At 58.1% G+C, this 16,325-nt stretch carries 14 protein-coding genes; 8 read left to right on the top strand and 6 right to left on the bottom strand.

All coding sequences use genetic code 11. The features are described from left to right. Positions 1–40 precede the first annotated feature (40 nt). Together BT199_RS13075 and BT199_RS13070 are read left to right on the top strand one after the other, a co-directional pair. Entirely contained in the window at positions 41–2,017 is a 1,977-nt protein-coding gene (locus BT199_RS13075; RefSeq protein ID WP_072434626.1) for an RCC1 domain-containing protein, read from the top strand. A gap of 144 nt (positions 2,018–2,161) precedes the next feature. Continuing rightward, a complete protein-coding gene (locus tag BT199_RS13070) occupies positions 2,162–4,066 on the top strand; it encodes an RCC1 domain-containing protein (RefSeq protein ID WP_050587225.1) in 1,905 nt (634 codons plus the stop codon). 96 nt (positions 4,067–4,162) lie between these two features. Here the strand turns inward: BT199_RS13070 and BT199_RS13065 are convergent, their stop codons facing one another. From BT199_RS13065 to BT199_RS13045, 5 genes are all read right to left on the bottom strand, one after another. After that, a complete protein-coding gene (locus BT199_RS13065; protein WP_072434625.1) occupies positions 4,163–7,189 on the bottom strand; it encodes a hypothetical protein in 3,027 nt (1,008 codons plus the stop codon). Between the two features lie 122 nt (positions 7,190–7,311). Further along, complete coding sequence (locus tag BT199_RS13060) at positions 7,312–7,752, bottom strand: YqaA family protein (protein ID WP_072434624.1); 441 nt, start codon at positions 7,750–7,752, stop codon at positions 7,312–7,314. 3 nt (positions 7,753–7,755) lie between these two features. Further along, the gene (locus BT199_RS13055; protein WP_014718602.1) at positions 7,756–8,202 is read right to left on the bottom strand and encodes a DUF411 domain-containing protein; all 447 of its coding nucleotides are present in this window, start codon (positions 8,200–8,202) and stop codon (positions 7,756–7,758) included. A 93-nt stretch (positions 8,203–8,295) separates the two neighbouring features. Next, positions 8,296–8,754 (bottom strand): SRPBCC family protein, encoded by a 459-nt coding sequence (locus BT199_RS13050; protein WP_038450277.1) that lies wholly within the window; start codon positions 8,752–8,754, stop codon positions 8,296–8,298. 133 nt (positions 8,755–8,887) lie between these two features. Continuing rightward, positions 8,888–9,883, bottom strand: a complete 996-nt coding sequence (locus BT199_RS13045; RefSeq protein WP_072434623.1) for an aldo/keto reductase — start codon at positions 9,881–9,883, stop codon at positions 8,888–8,890. Between the two features lie 116 nt (positions 9,884–9,999). Between BT199_RS13045 and BT199_RS13040 the strand changes: the two genes are divergently transcribed. Then, positions 10,000–10,911 (top strand): LysR family transcriptional regulator, encoded by a 912-nt coding sequence (locus BT199_RS13040; protein WP_072434622.1) that lies wholly within the window; start codon positions 10,000–10,002, stop codon positions 10,909–10,911. Here BT199_RS13040 and BT199_RS13035 read toward each other — a convergent pair. Beyond that, positions 10,908–11,813 (bottom strand): AraC family transcriptional regulator, encoded by a 906-nt coding sequence (locus BT199_RS13035; protein WP_058409931.1) that lies wholly within the window; start codon positions 11,811–11,813, stop codon positions 10,908–10,910. The genes BT199_RS13040 and BT199_RS13035 overlap by 4 nt on opposite strands. A 103-nt stretch (positions 11,814–11,916) precedes the next feature. Here BT199_RS13035 and BT199_RS13030 point away from each other — a divergent pair, with 103 nt between their 5' ends. Genes BT199_RS13030 through BT199_RS13010 form a run of 5 tightly spaced genes read left to right on the top strand, consistent with a single transcriptional unit; the run spans position 11,917 to position 16,322 of the window. Continuing rightward, positions 11,917–12,477: a carboxymuconolactone decarboxylase family protein gene (locus tag BT199_RS13030; protein ID WP_032902407.1), complete on the top strand. Its 561-nt coding sequence runs from the start codon at positions 11,917–11,919 to the stop codon at positions 12,475–12,477. 39 nt (positions 12,478–12,516) lie between these two features. After that, a complete protein-coding gene (locus BT199_RS13025) occupies positions 12,517–13,578 on the top strand; it encodes an acyl-CoA dehydrogenase family protein (RefSeq protein WP_072434621.1) in 1,062 nt (353 codons plus the stop codon). Beyond that, a complete protein-coding gene (locus BT199_RS13020) occupies positions 13,575–14,378 on the top strand; it encodes an ABC transporter ATP-binding protein (RefSeq protein ID WP_014718595.1) in 804 nt (267 codons plus the stop codon). Before BT199_RS13025 ends, BT199_RS13020 begins: the two co-directional genes overlap by 4 nt. Next, on the top strand, positions 14,365–15,564 hold the full coding sequence (locus BT199_RS13015; protein WP_072434620.1) for an ABC transporter substrate-binding protein: 1,200 nt from the start codon (positions 14,365–14,367) through the stop codon (positions 15,562–15,564). The genes BT199_RS13020 and BT199_RS13015 overlap by 14 nt, the downstream gene beginning before the upstream one ends. After that, positions 15,561–16,322: an ABC transporter permease gene (locus tag BT199_RS13010; RefSeq protein WP_032902405.1), complete on the top strand. Its 762-nt coding sequence runs from the start codon at positions 15,561–15,563 to the stop codon at positions 16,320–16,322. The genes BT199_RS13015 and BT199_RS13010 overlap by 4 nt, the downstream gene beginning before the upstream one ends. The last annotated feature ends 3 nt before the right edge of the window (positions 16,323–16,325 follow it).

Raw genomic sequence — 16,325 nt, 5'->3', positions numbered from 1 at the left:
AGACTTTCAACGTGCCTAACCTGCCGAGTTGGAGGGTATTATGAAAATAACTGAATCTACCGACACTGTACCGGAAGCAACCCAGGTTCTGATTTTGGGTGATGTGCATGTCAGTGCTACCGTGCGGGGGTTTTATCTCTACAGCAACAACGGTGGCAGCCCAGAGGGATTGTCTGAGTTTTATTGGCATCTCAATGGCGAACGACTTGAAAAAGAAGGCCAATTGGACCTGAAACTAAGAGCCGCTGATGGCGGTAAGTACTTACAGTTTTCGGTCATTCCTGTTGCGTCTGACGGTACGCGAGGTATGGAGCGATTTTCTGAAACCTATAAAGTAATTTCAGGTTTTCAGAATATATCGGACGATGAAAATGAGTGGTGCTTCCTGAAGCAGCGCGGCAACTTTTCCTTTCACGTTCCGGAGCCTGCGGATCGGCTGTTCGTTTCGACGGGCGGGGTGTTTGCGCTGCTCGAGCCTAATACGGGTGACGTTCATCTGGAAGGTCAGACAGGCTGGGGTTTGCCGGTGCCACCGGAGATTGTGAATTTTCTGAAAAACAACAAGGCAATCAAGTTGTTTTCTTCAGAGGTGAGTTTCGCGGCGCTCATTCCATTGGGCGGTACCAACCAGTTGTTGATGTGGGGGCCCACCATTCCACCAACCCTTCCGCCGCTGCAAGGCATACGGTCGGTCTACAGTACAAGAAGTGCATTCGCGATCATTTATAGCAACCCTCAGGGTGCCAGTAACCGAATCGCTGCCATCGGTCCGGTGGGCAGGCCCGTTTCCACTGTGCCCGATGAGATTCAATCAGCGCTGGTATGGGATCAACCGGAGGCCATTTATGCGACAGATGATGCATTTGCCGTGCGAACCAGTGGCGGTAAGGTTTACGCCTGGGGGCATCCTCACAACGGCGGCATCATCCCCGATGACGTCAGGAGACGACTCAACGCAATGTTTGTCACTCGGATTGTGGCAACGGCGATGTCGTTCTGCGCCATTGATGACAAGAATGGTGATTGCGTAGCGTGGGGGAACCCCGGTGGTGGCGGCGTCATCCCAGTTGCCCAGTACGGTAAAATTATTGAGGAGGGCGGCATTGAATCGCTGATTGCCGCCGAGAACGCATTTTGTGCCATCACTCGAAACCCTCGTCGGGCCTACAGTTGGGGGGCGGCCGGCCAGGGCGGAACCATGTCGGCCGGTGCGGCAGACTTGGCTGTTCGTGGGAATATCATTCTTTGCAGGGCCAATCGTTGGGCTTTCTTGATGGCCAATGCTTCCGGCCAGGCGGAGTCGTGGGGCGCAGCGCTTTATGGTGGTGCTCCACTGCCCAACAACGTGAAACGGGAAATAGAGAAGGCCTTCAGGATCAGCGCGGATCCTAACGTATCGCCCACGGACCTTCTCGCCGTGCCGGGGGAGCCAGAGCGCTCGCCTATCAAAGGGCAAAAGCCGAGGCACCACCCTAACGTTTCGTCCCGCGCCATTGTGCTGGAAGGCAATATCAGCGTGTATGCCAACGATGTCAGTTTCTTTCTGTTGAGTCGTCACGACGATGGAAGAACTCATGCGATCGTGCTGCACGGCTACCCTAGCCATGGGGCCGTCATGAGCCAGGGACTTCGGCAAACATTGATGGCCAGTTTGATCCGCGACGTGTACTGCACCAACGGGGCGTACGGTGTGATTACCACTCAGGGGGGCACAGTCGGGGCCGTTTCAGTCTGGGGTGCTACGCTGGCGATGGAGGATGCCGGAGAAATACCGCCTGAACTGGCCGAGCATGTTCGCAGTGACGTAGTGGAGCTATATTCCATCAAGCGTTTTCCCTATGTGAAGCAGCCCGATCCTCCACCTCGGCCGCCACCTCCACCACCGCCTCCACCGCCACCACCAAGACCTGTGCACATCGATCCCTCGTTTGCTGCGCGACGCACCGATGACACTTATGTGTTATGGGGCGGCAATGTAAAAAACCAACATTACGACCCTCGGGAGCACGATACGTAAAAACAGCCGCTTGGATGAACCTTATAACCCGCGCTTGCGCGGGTTATTTGCAAGCGACCTTGGTCTTTGTAACGAAGATTTGCATTCGAAGCACCCTCTCATTGTTACATCCAACTACGCCCTATGAAGTGCTTGGAGAACGCTATGAAAAAAATCAAGGCTAAACTTGTGATCCCGGAGGCCACTCATGTTCAAGTGGTGGGGGATGTTTTTGTCGGCGCAACCGTACATGGTTTTTATCTTTACAACAGCAATGGGGGTAGCCCAGAAGGATTGTCTAAATTCTATTGGTATATCAATGGTGAACGCCTGACGGACGAAGGGCAATTGGACATAAAGTTGAGAGCAGCGGACGGTGGGAAATTTCTACAGTTTTCGGTGGTTCCCGTATCGTCTGACGGCGCGCTGGGTGAAGAGGCTAAATCCCCGCTTTATCCAATAAATTCGGATTTTCAAAATATTTCTGATGAAGAAAACGAAGCATGTTATCTAAAACAGCGCGGTAATTTTTCATTTCACGTGCCCGAACCCACTGACAGGTTGTTTGTTTCCACGGGCGGCGTTTTTGCATTGCTTGACCCCTCCAGTGGCGATGTTCATCTAAAAGGGCAAAATGGATGGGGCTTACCGGTTCCACCCGAAATAATCAGTTTTTTGAAAAATAACAAGGCCGTTCGGTTGTTCTCGTCCGAACGCAGTTTCGCGGCGCTGGTGCCGCTGGGAAGTACTAACCAGTTGTTGTGTTGGGGGGGCGATGTTCCCGCCACGTTGCCACCCTTGCAGGGCATTCGCTCTGTTTACAGCACCCGAAGTGGCTTCGCTGTTATTTATAGTAACCCCGCTGCCGGGGCCAACCGTATTGCCGCAATTGGTCCAGTAAATAATCCCATTGCCACGATCCCCAATGCTATTCATCAAGCATTGCTCTTTGACCCACCCTTGGCTATTTACGCGGCAGATGACGCCTTTGCTGTGCGAACCCAGAACGGCCGTGTGTATGCGTGGGGTGATCCGAACAAAGGCGGCACGATACCACCCGCCGTTCGGGACCAGCTCAACTCGATGTTTATTACCCGGATTGTAGCGACAGCTATTTCCTTCTGTGCCATAACCGCTGATGGCGATTTTGCTGTATGGGGACATACGACGGGCGGCGGCACCATTCCCGTTGAACAATTGCGTCAGATCCTCAATGACGGCGGGATCGAATCGGTGATCGCGGCAACGACAGCCTTCTGCGCCATCACCCGAGGGCGTCGCATTGCTGTCAGTTGGGGGAGAGTGGGTGAAGGCGGGAACATGTCTGACGGTGCGGCCAACTTGGCCTTGCGTGGCAATATCATTCTTTGCACGGCCAACCGTTGGGCATTTGTGATCGCTAACCAATCGGGTCAGGCCGAGGCGTGGGGGGCCATCGGATTCGGGGGCGATCCGATACCACCTCAGGTAAAAGTGCAGTTTGAGGCGGCCTTTAACGGCGCTAATGCAGTCCCAGGTGACCCGCCCCGGCCTGGCACAAACAAGGAGCCGCAGAGACAACACAAAAACGTGTCGTCCAGAGCCATTATTGTGGATGGTCATCTCAGCTTATATGCCAATGATCACAGTTTTTTCTTACTCAGTCGCCACGATGACGGCAGGACCAATGCGATTGTTTTGCATGGCCTTCATACGTCTGGCGGCGAAATGAGTGCTGCGCTGCGGCAAACGTTAATGGCCAGCCTCATACGGGATGTTTACTGCACCAACGGGGCCTATGGGGTGATTACCACCCAGGGGGGAACGGAAGGGGCCGTGTCTGTATGGGGCGCCACTCTACGGATGGAGGATGCGGGTGAAATTCCTCCCGAGTTGGCTGATTATGTGCGCAGCAATGTCGTTGAATTGTACTCGATAAAACGATTCCCTTATGTTGGAAACCCTCCACCGCCAAGGCCCGTTCATAACGACCCTTCATTTGCCGCGCGACGCACCGATGGTACCTATGTGTTATGGGGTGGCAATGTGGATAACCAATACTTCGACCCATCAGCCGAAAGCAACGATTAGTCATCCGGAAGAGTTCAACCGGCTTACACCCAAAGAAGAGGCAGCCACTGTGCGACTGCCTCTCAACATCCCCTCTCATTTACTCATCGCATGTATTCATGTCACCAGGGAAGTTTCCTGAACGACAATTTGATCCACCATAAACGTAGCAGCGGTCCCGACTGAGAGTGAAAGGCGGGCAGTGAGATTTTGCACGGGCGGAGCAGCGGGTGTAGTGAACACATGGCTGACCTTTGCCCAGTTTCGATTCGGCTCCACCGACCTGGTCGCGCTCATCGCTCCCAACTCAAGGCGTGCAGTAGTCATAGAAGTCGTGCCGGAAACCTTGCAATAGAAACTAACCTCATAGCGCGTGTTTACCTTCAGATCAAGGTAGGTTTTTTGTAGACCTGGTTGCACGGTTTCACCTGCAGTTTTGCTGGTACGCCAACAAATGTTTTCAGCCCCTTCCACCGCAAGCTCACCTCTTGCGTTGAGAATGTTTTCCCAGCCATTGCGGTCGTAATTGAAGAAATTCGTCAAATCACTGAAATAGGTCGCTCGTACGGTATAGGTTTTAGTGGGAAGCGGTATGGCCCTGGTGATGTCGGGGATACCGCTCAACGCCACCCAACCTTGAATCGTGAGGGGCGAGCCGTCCATCAGCAAACGTAATTGCTCTACCGGTGCGCGGCGGTTCAAGCCGATTAACGCGCCATCTTCACCTAAAGGTTCACCGGTATAGGTGCTTGTGTGAAATGGAAGGCCATTCGTGTCGGTGCCATAAAAGTCTTGCCAGACGATGCAAACAGGATGAATAAAATGCCAAGTGGGCGTTATGGTACGCGCCCCGGCAGTCAACCGAGAGAGCTGGAGTTCAGGCACATCGCCGATACCTTCGATATAGGTATTGGGCAACCCGGTGAGCGTCAGCAGATCCAGGGGTACGATCTCGGACTCATAAGGAATTGCGTCGCGCAAGAAACGGTACTGCACGCTTATTCGATGATTGGCCTCGCGGATTCCCTCGGCGATGATGCGCTCCGGTATCGGCGCCTCAACTTCCTGGGTCGTCGCGTTACCCTTGACCGCTACAGTGGTGCTGCCGGTGCCGTCAGCGGTCAGCCAATCCAGAAAAATATCCTCGTTGTCGCGCATTGGGAATCTTATGATCACCTGGGTGCCGCTCAACGCTGCCAGAGGGTTCAGTTGGTCAGGGAAAACAGAGGCGCCTCGAATAACAGGACGCCCCAAATTGATTCCAGCGCCCACAGTAAGCTTGAGTACCTCGGAGCGTAGCACTTGCTCGGGGGGAGCCTTGCGCAGCAGGCTGTAGGTGATAGTCAGGGTACCGCCGTTATTACGGTCAACGATATCTCGCGGCACCGCTAATGGCAGTTCTTTGCCCTCTGTGCCTGTATTAATGTTGATCGTGCCATGGAGCGAGGCGTCAGGTTTGGAACCCAGTATGGTGTAGTGAAGGACGTCTTTGTCTTGGGTGCCCGTATAAGTAAATATCACCCGTACCGTTGGCCCTATCACATGTTCTGGGTTGATGTTATTGCCAATGCTGCCCTCTAGCCGTGCCACCGGCATTGTAGGGTTGCGTGCACCGACCTGGATGCCCAGCTCCACGGATTTTCGAACGGTGAGTACGCCAAGGCCAGGCGGTTTTTTTGCCTTGCCATCGTCGACCAGGTAATAAGCAACGACATTGCTGCGCCCCCTGAACCTTTGTAGTACCGCTTGGGAGATCAATCGCGTGCCACCCGGTTCGCCCGCCAACTCGCCCTGCTCGTAGTAAGCGCCACCACCGCCGGCAACGACTTCCTCTATGACTAAGGTTTCCCATAAATCGAACGCATACGGAATGTAGTCGTGGGGGATGTGGGCTACGCAGTAATGATCAGGGTCAATCAACCCCAACTCAATCGGTTCGATGGTGAGCGGCGGCATCCTTACCGGCGTGCCCACCACCACGATCATGATGCTGGCTGATTGCCCGAGTGTGTTGCCGGCGCTGTCACGCCATTCGTAAGATGCGTTGAACGATCCTCCTACAATTTCAAAGATGATTTCAGCGGGAACCGACGTGATGGTCTCGCCGATGTTTTGGTCTTCTACGCTATCTAATACGAAGGATTTCGTCGTGCCATCCGCCAGGGTCGCCCTCAAGGTAACGGTGACGAGGTGACGGGGGGCCGGAATGGGAGGGGGGATCACATCGGGGCGTGCTTTCACACTGAACTGCGAGGCGTGATCTCTATCAAAATCTACCTGTGGTGCCGCAGTTCCATTTATGAGGAACTCGGGTGCGCTACGTAAGTTGGGATCTAGTTCACTGATAAGTTGGTACGGCTTGGAAAACTGATATTTTTCACCACCAGAAATATTCTCCACAAAGTCGATCACTCGGTACCTGATGGTAATTGATCCTTTTAGGCTACCCTGAGTAATAATATCCTTCGGAACATGTACTTTGACTTCCCCGGCGTTGACGTCGGCTTGGGTCAACCGCTGCTTAACTTCGATACCGTCCCACCGCAGATCGATAAGATCATTCCTGCGCATATGGAGATACGGGTGTATGACACACCACAATCCATTGGTGATATCAGCAGGCTTAATAGGCTCACCTTCTGCAAAACCCTCCACCTCCATGGTCAGCCCATCATGCCATCCGGGCAATCCCGGTTCTGGGTCTTTACTGACCCCGCCCGGGCGAGTGGTCTTGACGTAAATAAATTGCCCGGGTGAATCGCTGGGGGTGCCAGGGCCTACACGCACGACACGTCCTTTGATAAAGACTTCGCCTCTAGGAACATTGTGTTCAGGTACATGCAGCGGGTAACGAGCCTCTGTGGTCGAAATAACTGAATCACGGGCGAGCGGAAGCGTATCCCTGTCCGTGTACAGCTGGTATTCATCAAACTGATTGAGTGTCGCCCAGCGCTCGAACAGCATGGTGAGATGAGGCACTACTTGGCGGATACCTAGTCCGTAATCATAGGGTTCGTCAGGAAAAGGAGTCATGTCCACTTTAGAAAACCTTGAATAAGGCTCATCTAAGTCAACATGAACCCTTTGCCCTGTCGGAAGGGATTGAGGGCTTTTATCAGGTGGGATAATGGGATCAGTCGGCATGGTCAACACTCCTTGCACTAAGGGACGCACCTAGTAATCGCGGGCGCATGGGCAAGAGTGATGAGGCGCTGGGCAGCAGCGGATGTCTAGCTGTCAGGGTTGACAGTGGCGACAAGTGGTCATTATTGAGCAGAGAGGTGGAGCAGGGTGAGTACAGTCAGCGCGGCATACCGCGCACTCTTGGCCACGCTGACCAACAGCAAAAAACGCCACAACGGCTCACGCATCACACCAGCCACCAACGTCAGCGGGTCACCAATGATCGGCACCCAGCTGAGCAACAACGTCCAATGCCCCCAGCGCGTGTAATGGCTGCGAGCCTTGTCCAGCTGCCTGGTGCTGACCGGGAACCAGCGCCGTTCCTTGAAGCGTTCCACCGAGCGCCCCAGCAGCCAATTGACCAGCGAGCCCAGCACGTTACCCAAAGTCGCGATGCCCAGCAGCAGCCATAGGTTGTAATGCCCGCTGAGCAGCAGGCCCACCAACACGGCTTCCGATTGCAGGGGCAATAACGTCGCGGCGCCAAATGCCGCGACGAACAGCCCCAGGTAACCCATCAACACCGGTCAGTGAGCCGGGTAGTCCGCTACCACTACATCTTTACCGTCTCGGGTCAGGCCAATGATTTGATAGGCCTCGCTGCGTCCGTCCACTTCCATCCCTGGTGAGCCTAAGGGCATACCCGGTGCGGCAAGGCCCAGCAGGTCGTTGCGCTTGCGCAAGGCCAGGACCTGCTCGGCGGGTACGTGGCCTTCGACGAATTTGCCGTCGATGACCGCGGTGTGGCAGGAGCCAAGCCGTGGCGCGACGCCCAGGCGCTGCTTCACCGCGCTCATGTTGGCTTCAACGTGGTCGTTGACCTTGAAACCGTTGCTCTCCAAGTGGCTGATCCACTTTTTGCAGCAGCCGCAGTTGGCGTCGCGGTGGACGTCGATGGGGATCAACTCGGCGGCCTGGGCCAAGGTAGTGGTGAACAAGGCACTGAGCAGGGCCAGTCGCAATGGGGTTTTCATCGTGGGTCTCACTGAAGGCGCGGCGATAAGCCGGGCATTCTCCCTGCTTTTGCGGGTATGTTTGCAATGTGACGCCGTTGTAATGTTTCTAAATTATACGAAGCGCTGGTTTTCCAGTCGCTGCTTGAGCCGGTCCAACGCAATCGCCGACAACGCGACCATGCGCTCGTGCAAAGACGCCAGTTGCAGTTCGGTTTCATAAGTCAGCACCCGCTTGAACAGCGTGCCGCCCTGATGAGCGCGCAAGTAGTAATGAATGGAACCATCAACCGCCAGGGAGGTGAACACGGTTTTGAACTCGCTGGGGCGGCGGGCGATTTGTACGCGGTAACTCATGGAGACGCGTATGCCCAGCAGGTCGATGATTTCGGTAAAGCGCGTGCCGATCGGCAATGAGCCGGTGTTGCCGGTGTCGGCGCTAAGGGAAGTGGGGTGCCACTCGTGCCAGCGGTCGGGCTGGGTCACATAGTCATAAACCGCCTCGATCGGCGTGTGGATGAAGCGTTCCTGACTGATCTGCTCCAAGCGGACCGAATGCTCAGTCGCGTGCATGACACACCTCCTGTGTGGCGGTTTTTACACTAGGAGCTGTGAGGATAGTCTGACGCCCGCGCTTTGCACGGGCGTCGGCAGGCCGTTCGTCAATCCCGCTGAGAACGGCCCGGACAAGGGCTCCCAGCAGGCACTAGATATCCAGCATGGCCAGCACGTCCTTGGGGTAACGCAGGCCTGCGGTTGCATCGGCAGGGAAGATCGCATCCAGCGCAGCCAGTTCGTCCGCGCTGAGAGAAATCGACAGCGCCTCCACATTCTCTTGCAGATAGGTGCGCCGCTTGGTGCCGGGAATCGGGATGATGTAATCGCCTTGAGCCAAGACCCAGGCCAGCGCCAGTTGCCCGGCCGTCACACCTTTGTCTGCCGCCAGCGTCTTGACCTGTTCTACCAGCCGCAGGTTTTTCGCAAAGTTCTCACCCTGAAAGCGCGGGCTGAAGCGTCGGTAATCATCGGCGCCGAAATCATCCGGGCTCTTCAACGCGCCGGTGAGAAAGCCTCGGCCCAGTGGGCTGTACGGCACAAACGCGATGCCCAGGCGCTGGCAGGCCGCGAGGCAGCCATTGTCTTGCTGGTCGCGGCTCCATAGCGAATATTCACTTTGCAGGGCGCTGATGGGATGGACCTTATGCGCCCGTTCCAGAGTAGCGGCGGACGCCTCGCTCAGGCCCAGGTAGCGCACCTTGCCCTGTTTTATCAGGTCGGCCATGGCACCCACGGTTTCTTCGATGGCCACGTCGGGGTCGATACGGTGCTGGTAGTACAGGTCCAGCGTATCCACCCCCAGGCGTTGCAAGGTGCCGTCGATGGCGTTGCGGATATAGTCGGGCCGGCCATTCACCCCGCGCACTATGGGGTTGGCAGGGTCGCGCACAATCCCGAATTTACTGGCCAGGAACACCTGGTCGCGCTTGCCGGCAATAGCCTTGCCGATCAGTTGCTCATTGGTGTGCGGGCCGTACATGTCAGCGGTATCTAGAAAATTGACGCCCAGCTCTAGGGCGCGGTGCAAGGTTGCGGTGGCTTCGGTGGTATCGCTGCCGGGCGTGTAGAAGTCGGTCATGCCCATGCAGCCAAGGCCAATGGCAGATACATGCGGGCCGTTTTTACCGAGTTGTCGAGTGTGCATAGGGAAGCTCCTGGTGATGAGGGGTCCATTGTTACCCTTGAAAAAATGCAGATAAACCCGCTAAAAGTGCTATCACTGTTCGTAATATCTAAACAATCTCCCACGGGAGCATTCTCTTGGATCGTTTTAACGCCATGCGCGTGTTCACTCGGATTGTCGAGTTGGGCGGGTTTGCCAAGGCCGCCGACAGCCTGCAATTGCCACGCGCCTCCGTGACAATTCTGATCAAGCAACTGGAGGCCCATCTCGGCGTGCAACTGCTGCAGCGCACCACGCGCCACGTCAGCCCGACCCTGGATGGCGCGGCGTACTATCAACGTTGCGTGCAGTTGCTGACCGATCTTGAGGAAACCGAGGCGGTGTTCTCCACGCGGCGCCAGAACCCTCGGGGCATCTTGAGCATCGATATGCCCTCAGGCATTGGGAGCTTGATTGTCATTCCGGCCTTGCCAACGTTCACCGCGCTGTACCCACAGATCGAGTTGGAGATCGGCCTCAATGACCGGCCAGTGGATTTGATTCGCGAAGGCGTCGATTGTGTGTTGCGGGGCGGTCCGGCCTTGGACGAATCGCTGGTGGCGCGGCCCTTGGCGATGATGGAACAACTGACGCTGGCCAGCCCCGCGTACCTTGAACGCATGGGCACGCCCACCTGCCTGGAGCAGTTGGCGGGTCACCAAATGGTCGAGTATGTTTCCAGTGCCAGCGGTAAACGGTTTGGCCTGGAATTTCTGCTGGGCAGCGAGTTGCATCCGATCAACCTGCCGAAAGTGGTTGCCGTGAACAGCTCCGCGGGTTACTTCGCTGCGTGCGAAGCCGGCTACGGGCTGATCCAGGCACCTCGTTATCACGCCCTGCGCCAACTGGCCGAGGGCACCCTGGTGCAGGTGCTCCCTGATGTGGCCGTGCCGAAGATGGCGCTGACTGCGTTGTACCCGCCCCATCGGCAATTGTCGCAGCGGGTGCGGGTGTTCGTCGATTGGCTGGTGCAGTTGTGCGCCCGGCCCGGCACCGGTTTACAAGGCTAGGCTTGCGCCCTGCGATAGGCGCCAGGCTGTTGCCCGGTAACTTTATGAAAGGCTCGGGTAAACGCCGCCACCGATTGATACCCGGCTGCCAGCGAAACCTCGGCCACGGTCTGGTCCGCCTTGAGCAACCCACAGGCGTGGCGCATGCGGATCATCAGCAGTACTTGCCCGGGTGACTGCCCGCACAATTCGCTGAAGCGCTTGAAAAACGCCGAGCGCGACAACCCGGTACAGGCCGCCATGCTTTCCAGGCTCCAGGGCTCGGCGGGGCGGGCGATCAATTGTTCCAGCAAATGCGCAAACGCCGGTGCCCGTCCCAGCGCCGCCAAGCCGCCAAGCTCGGTGTTGTCGAGTACTTGCTGGCGCAATACATACAGGAACAGCAGGTGGCACAGGCGCTCCAGCAGCGCGGAAGAGGGCGCTGGCGTGCGTGCGCATTCGTGCAGGATCAACTCGAACAGGCTGCGTGCGGCCGTCAGCGACGGGTCGCCGGCGCGCAGGATGATCCAGCTGGGCAGGGTGTCGACGATCAGTGTCGACAAGCCGGATTGAAAGTGAAAGAAACCGCAGACTAATCCCACACCGTCGGTGGCCGTGTTGTCGAGGGGCAGCATCGCACGGCGTGGGCACTCCTGGGCGCCGGCTGCCGTGGCTTGGCCGGACAGGCGAAAAGCAAAGTCACGCAGCAGAAACACCGCGTCACCATTATTCAGGTGGTGGGGCATTGGATCGCCGTCGATATGCAGCCAGCATTCGCCTTGCACAATCAAATGGAAGCTCGCCTGTGCCAGGCCGTGGGTGCTCGCGTGCCAGTCACCGCAATAACGGCCGACGTGAAACAAACTGGTGTTGAGTTCGAGGCTATCTAATAACCAATCGACAAGTACATCGGACGAATTCATCTAATGGAAAGACTCAAGAGCAAGTAATCGCTACTTTAGCCTATTGAGCGCTTTTTTTAGAACCAACAGACTGGGGCATTGAAACCCAACAGGAGTCCACTTCATGTCCCGTGTACCGTTGCTCACGCCTGAAACCGCACCGGAAGCCGCCAAACCCTTCCTGGAAAACGCGCTCAAAGCCTCGGGTTTTATTCCTAACCTGCTGGGCGTACTGGCCAACGCACCGGCCGCGCTGGAAACCTACATCACCGTCTCCGGCTTGAATGCCAAGGCAGAACTGAGCCTGGCCGACCGTGAAGTGGTGCAATTGATTGCCGCCACCAGCCACGGTTGTGATTTCTGTGTCGCTGGCCATACCGCGGTTGCCCGCAACAAAGCGAAGCTGCCCGAGGAGGTGATCGAGGCCTTGCGCCGCCGGGGTGAGTTGCCTGACGCACGCTATGAGACACTCGCCGCCTTTACGCGTGAGGTGATCGCCACCCGTGGGGATGTGAGTGACGCGGGCTTTGAGGCGTTCCGCGCCGCCGGCTACACCGACGGCCACGCGCTGGAAGTCATCCTGGGGGTCAGCCTGGCAACCCTGTGCAACTTCGCCAACGTGTTTGCCCGTACCCCGCTGAACCCGGAGCTGGCGCAATACCGTTGGGAAAAACCGGCCAACTGATTTGGCGTTGGCCCACCTGCTGTAAAAGGAGAAACATGAATGCTTGACCCAATCTTGAGCCGTTGGCTCGATGTTCAAGCGCAGGCCCTGGACGTGGGCAGTTGCGATCCACAGGAAGTGCTGCCGCGGATGGCAGAAGCCAATATTCTGAAAATCGGTGTACCCACCCAGTTGGGCGGCCTGGGCGGTGACGTGGCGGGTGCGGTCGAGGCCATCGCCAATGTAGCCAGCCATTCCCTGGCGGCGGCGTTTGTGTGCTGGGGCCAGCGCTCGTTTATCGAGTACTTGCTGCAGAGTCCCAATCAGCGTCTGCGCGAGCAACTGATGCCTGACCTGCTCAGCGGCAAGTTGGCTGGGGCCACCGGGCTGTCGAATGCGATGAAGTTTCTGTCGGGTATCGAGTCGTTGCAGATCAGCGCCGAGCCCAACGACCACGGTTGGACCCTCAACGGTCGCCTGCACTGGGTGACCAACTTGCGCAAGAATGGCTTTGTCGCTGCGGCGGCCATCGAGCATGCAGGGGGCGGCGCGCCATTTATCCTGGCGATTCCGGATTCGGTGGCCGGGTTGCAGCGCTCCCGCGACCTGGAGCTGCTCGGGCTGCAATCGAGCAACACCGCAGCGCTTGGCCTGGAAGGCGTGGAGCTGAGTCGCGAATGGTTGCTGCACGAGGATGCGCGCAAGTTTTTACCGGCGGTACGCCCGGCGTTTCTAGGCTTGCAGTGCGGCATGTCGATTGGTTTGGCGCGGCGTTCCCTGGCTGAAGTAGCCCACCATTTGGGCGCCAGTCGCACCGTGTTGCGCGACGAGTTGGAAGCCCTGCGCGTGACCCTGGATCATCTGGTCAGCGAGCTTAAAAGCGGGCTGTTGGCCGGGCGCTTTACCGCCGAGCCGATACCGCTGTTCAAGCTGCGTATCGCGCTGGCCGAAACCGCCGCCAGCGCTGTGCAGCTTGAACTGCAAGCCAGCGGTGGCAAGGCCTACCTGACCGCCCACGGCAGCGGCTTTGCCCGGCGCTGGCGCGAGTCGGCCTTTGTACCGATCGTAACGCCCAGCCTGGTGCAACTGCGTACCGAGCTCCACCGCCAGGCCAATCTATGAGCCAGGCGGTATTGACGGCCCAGGGCATTTGCCTGGGGTATGGCAGCGGGCCGGTGTTGCAAGGCTTCGACTTGCACTTGCAACCGGGTGAAGTGGTGTCGATCCTGGGCCCGAGCGGCGTGGGCAAATCCAGCCTGCTGCGCGTGCTAGCCGGCTTGCAGGCACCTCAGGCTGGCCGCGTGCAGGTATTGGGCGAGCCGTTGAGCGGCCCGCATCCGCGCGTGGTGGTGGCTTTTCAAGACCCGAGCCTGTTGCCTTGGCTGACCCTGGAAAAAAACGTTGCCTTCGGCCTGGATTTCGCTCGCCAACCGCACTTGAGTGGTGAAGAACGCCGCCGTCGTGTTGACCACGCCATTGCAGCGGTGGGGCTGGAGCCTGCGCGTCAGCAGTTTCCGGCGCAATTGTCCGGTGGCATGGCACAGCGCACGGCACTGGCCCGCTGCCTGGCGCGTCAGCCACAAGTGTTACTGCTCGACGAGCCCTTCGGCGCGCTCGATGAAGTGACTCGCGCCGATATGCAGCACCTGTTGCTCAAGGTCAATCGTGAGCAAGGCTCGGCGGCCGTATTGATCACCCACGACATCGACGAAGCGCTGTTGCTGTCGGACCGCATCCTGCTACTGGGTAACCGCCCGGCGCGGACGTTGGGCGAGTGGGCTATCGACCTGCCGCACCCTCGGGAAGAGCAGGTCGAGGCCATTGGCGCGCTGCGTATCGAGATTTTGAAAACCTTACGGCAGGCGAGCCGCCCTCAACCCAACCCCCTTGAACAACAGGAGTTTACCCATGTGTCTGGATGACCTGACCCACTCGCGCCGTGACTTTCTCAAGCTCTCTGCCGTGCTCAGTGCCGCGGGCGCCTTGCCCCTGTTGAGCAGCCTGCAGGCGCGCGCCGCCAATGAGCCCGACGCGCCGGTCCGCATCGGCTACTTGCCCATCACTGACGCCACGCCACTGCTGGTTGCCCACAACAACGGCCTGTTCGAAGCCGAAGGCATCAAGGCCGAGCGCCCGGTGTTGTTGCGTAGCTGGGCCCAGGTGATCGAGGCGTTTATCTCCGGCCAGGTCAACGTGATACACCTGCTGTCGCCAATGACCGTATGGGCGCGCTACGGCAGTAAGGTCCCGGCCAAAGTCGTGGCATGGAACCATGTGGGCGGTTCGGGCTTGACCGTATCCCCTGGCATTACCGACGTGAAGCAACTGGGCGGTAAGTCGGTGGCGATTCCGTTCTGGTACTCGATCCATAACGTGGTGGTGCAGCAACTGTTCCGCGATAACGGCCTCACGCCGGTCACCCGCGCCACCGGCAGTTCGATTGCTGCCAATGAGGTCAACCTGATCGTGTTGCCGCCCTCGGACATGCCTCCGGCTTTGGCGAGCAAACGCATCGACGGCTACATCGTCGCCGAGCCGTTCAATGCCTTGGCAGAAAACCTCAGGGTCGGTCGCGTGCAACGCTTCACGGGTGACGTGTGGCGAAACCATGCCTGCTGCGTGGTGTTCATGCACGAGCACGACCTGGCCAACCGTCCGGAGTGGTCGCAGAAGGTGGTGAACGCCATCGTCAAGGCCCAGGTGTGGACCCGCGACAACCGTGAAGAGGCAGTGAAGCTGCTGTCCAAGGATGGCCCGAACCGTTACACGCCCCATGCCGAGCCGGTGTTGAGCAAAGTCCTGGCGCCGGCGGCCAGCGACCGCGCCTCCTACGTGGCCGACGGCGCGATCCAGCACGCCAACTGGGACGAGCACCGCATCGACTTCCAACCGTACCCGTTCCCCAGCTACACCGAAGAACTGGTGCGGCGCTTGAAGGACACCTTGATCGAAGGCGACAAGAAGTTTCTCGCAGGCCTGGACCCTGCCTTCGTGGCCAAGGACCTGGTGGACGACCGCTTCGTGCGCAACGCGATCGAAGCCGTGGGTGGCATGCAGACCTTCGGTTTGCCGGATGGTTATGAGCGGCACGAGGAGATCGGCGTTTGAACAACAGCAGAATCCCCGGCTGGTGGCTGGGGCTGATTGGCTTGGCGGGTTTGTTGGTGCTGTGGTGGCTGGGCGTGAACGTGTTCGGCGAGGCTGATGGCCTATCGGCGCGCTTTTCCCTGGAGGCCACCGCCAGCAGCTTGTGGGAATTGCTCGGGCGGGGTGAGTTGTACCTGCATATCGCCGTGAGCCTGAAGCGTATTTTCGTCGGGCTGTTTATCGCGTTGTTGGTAGGCGTACCCCTCGGGTTGCTGGTGGGCAGTTCGCGTAACCTAGAGGCGGCGACCACGCCGGCGTTCCAGTTTCTGCGGATGATTTCACCACTGTCCTGGATGCCGATCGTGGTGATGCTGATGGGTGTGGGCGATCAGCCTATCTACTTCCTTCTGGCCTTTGCCGCTGTCTGGCCGATCATGCTCAACACCGCAGCGGGCGTGCGTCAGCTCGACCCGCGCTGGTTGCAGTTGAGCAAGAGCTTGAGCGCGACGCGTTGGGAGACATTGCGTCGGGTGATCATTCCTGGCGTCGTCGGCCATGTGCTGACCGGCGTGCGCCTGGCCATCGGCATCCTGTGGATCGTACTGGTGCCCTGCGAAATGCTTGGGGTCAGTGCGGGACTGGGGTATTACATCCTCGATACGCGTGATCGCCTGGCGTATTCGGAGTTGATGGCGATGGTGGTGGTGATTGGGGTGCTGGGGTTTGCGCTGGATGCGTTAGCGCGTTGGTTGCACCAGCGGTGGGTGCATGGCGGCTGATGG

Source organism: Pseudomonas sp. NFR02, assembly GCF_900119375.1.
Lineage (GTDB): Bacteria > Pseudomonadota > Gammaproteobacteria > Pseudomonadales > Pseudomonadaceae > Aquipseudomonas > Aquipseudomonas paracarnis.
The sequence above is the reverse complement of the archived record's forward strand: the minus strand, read 5'-3'. Positions and strand labels throughout refer to the sequence as shown.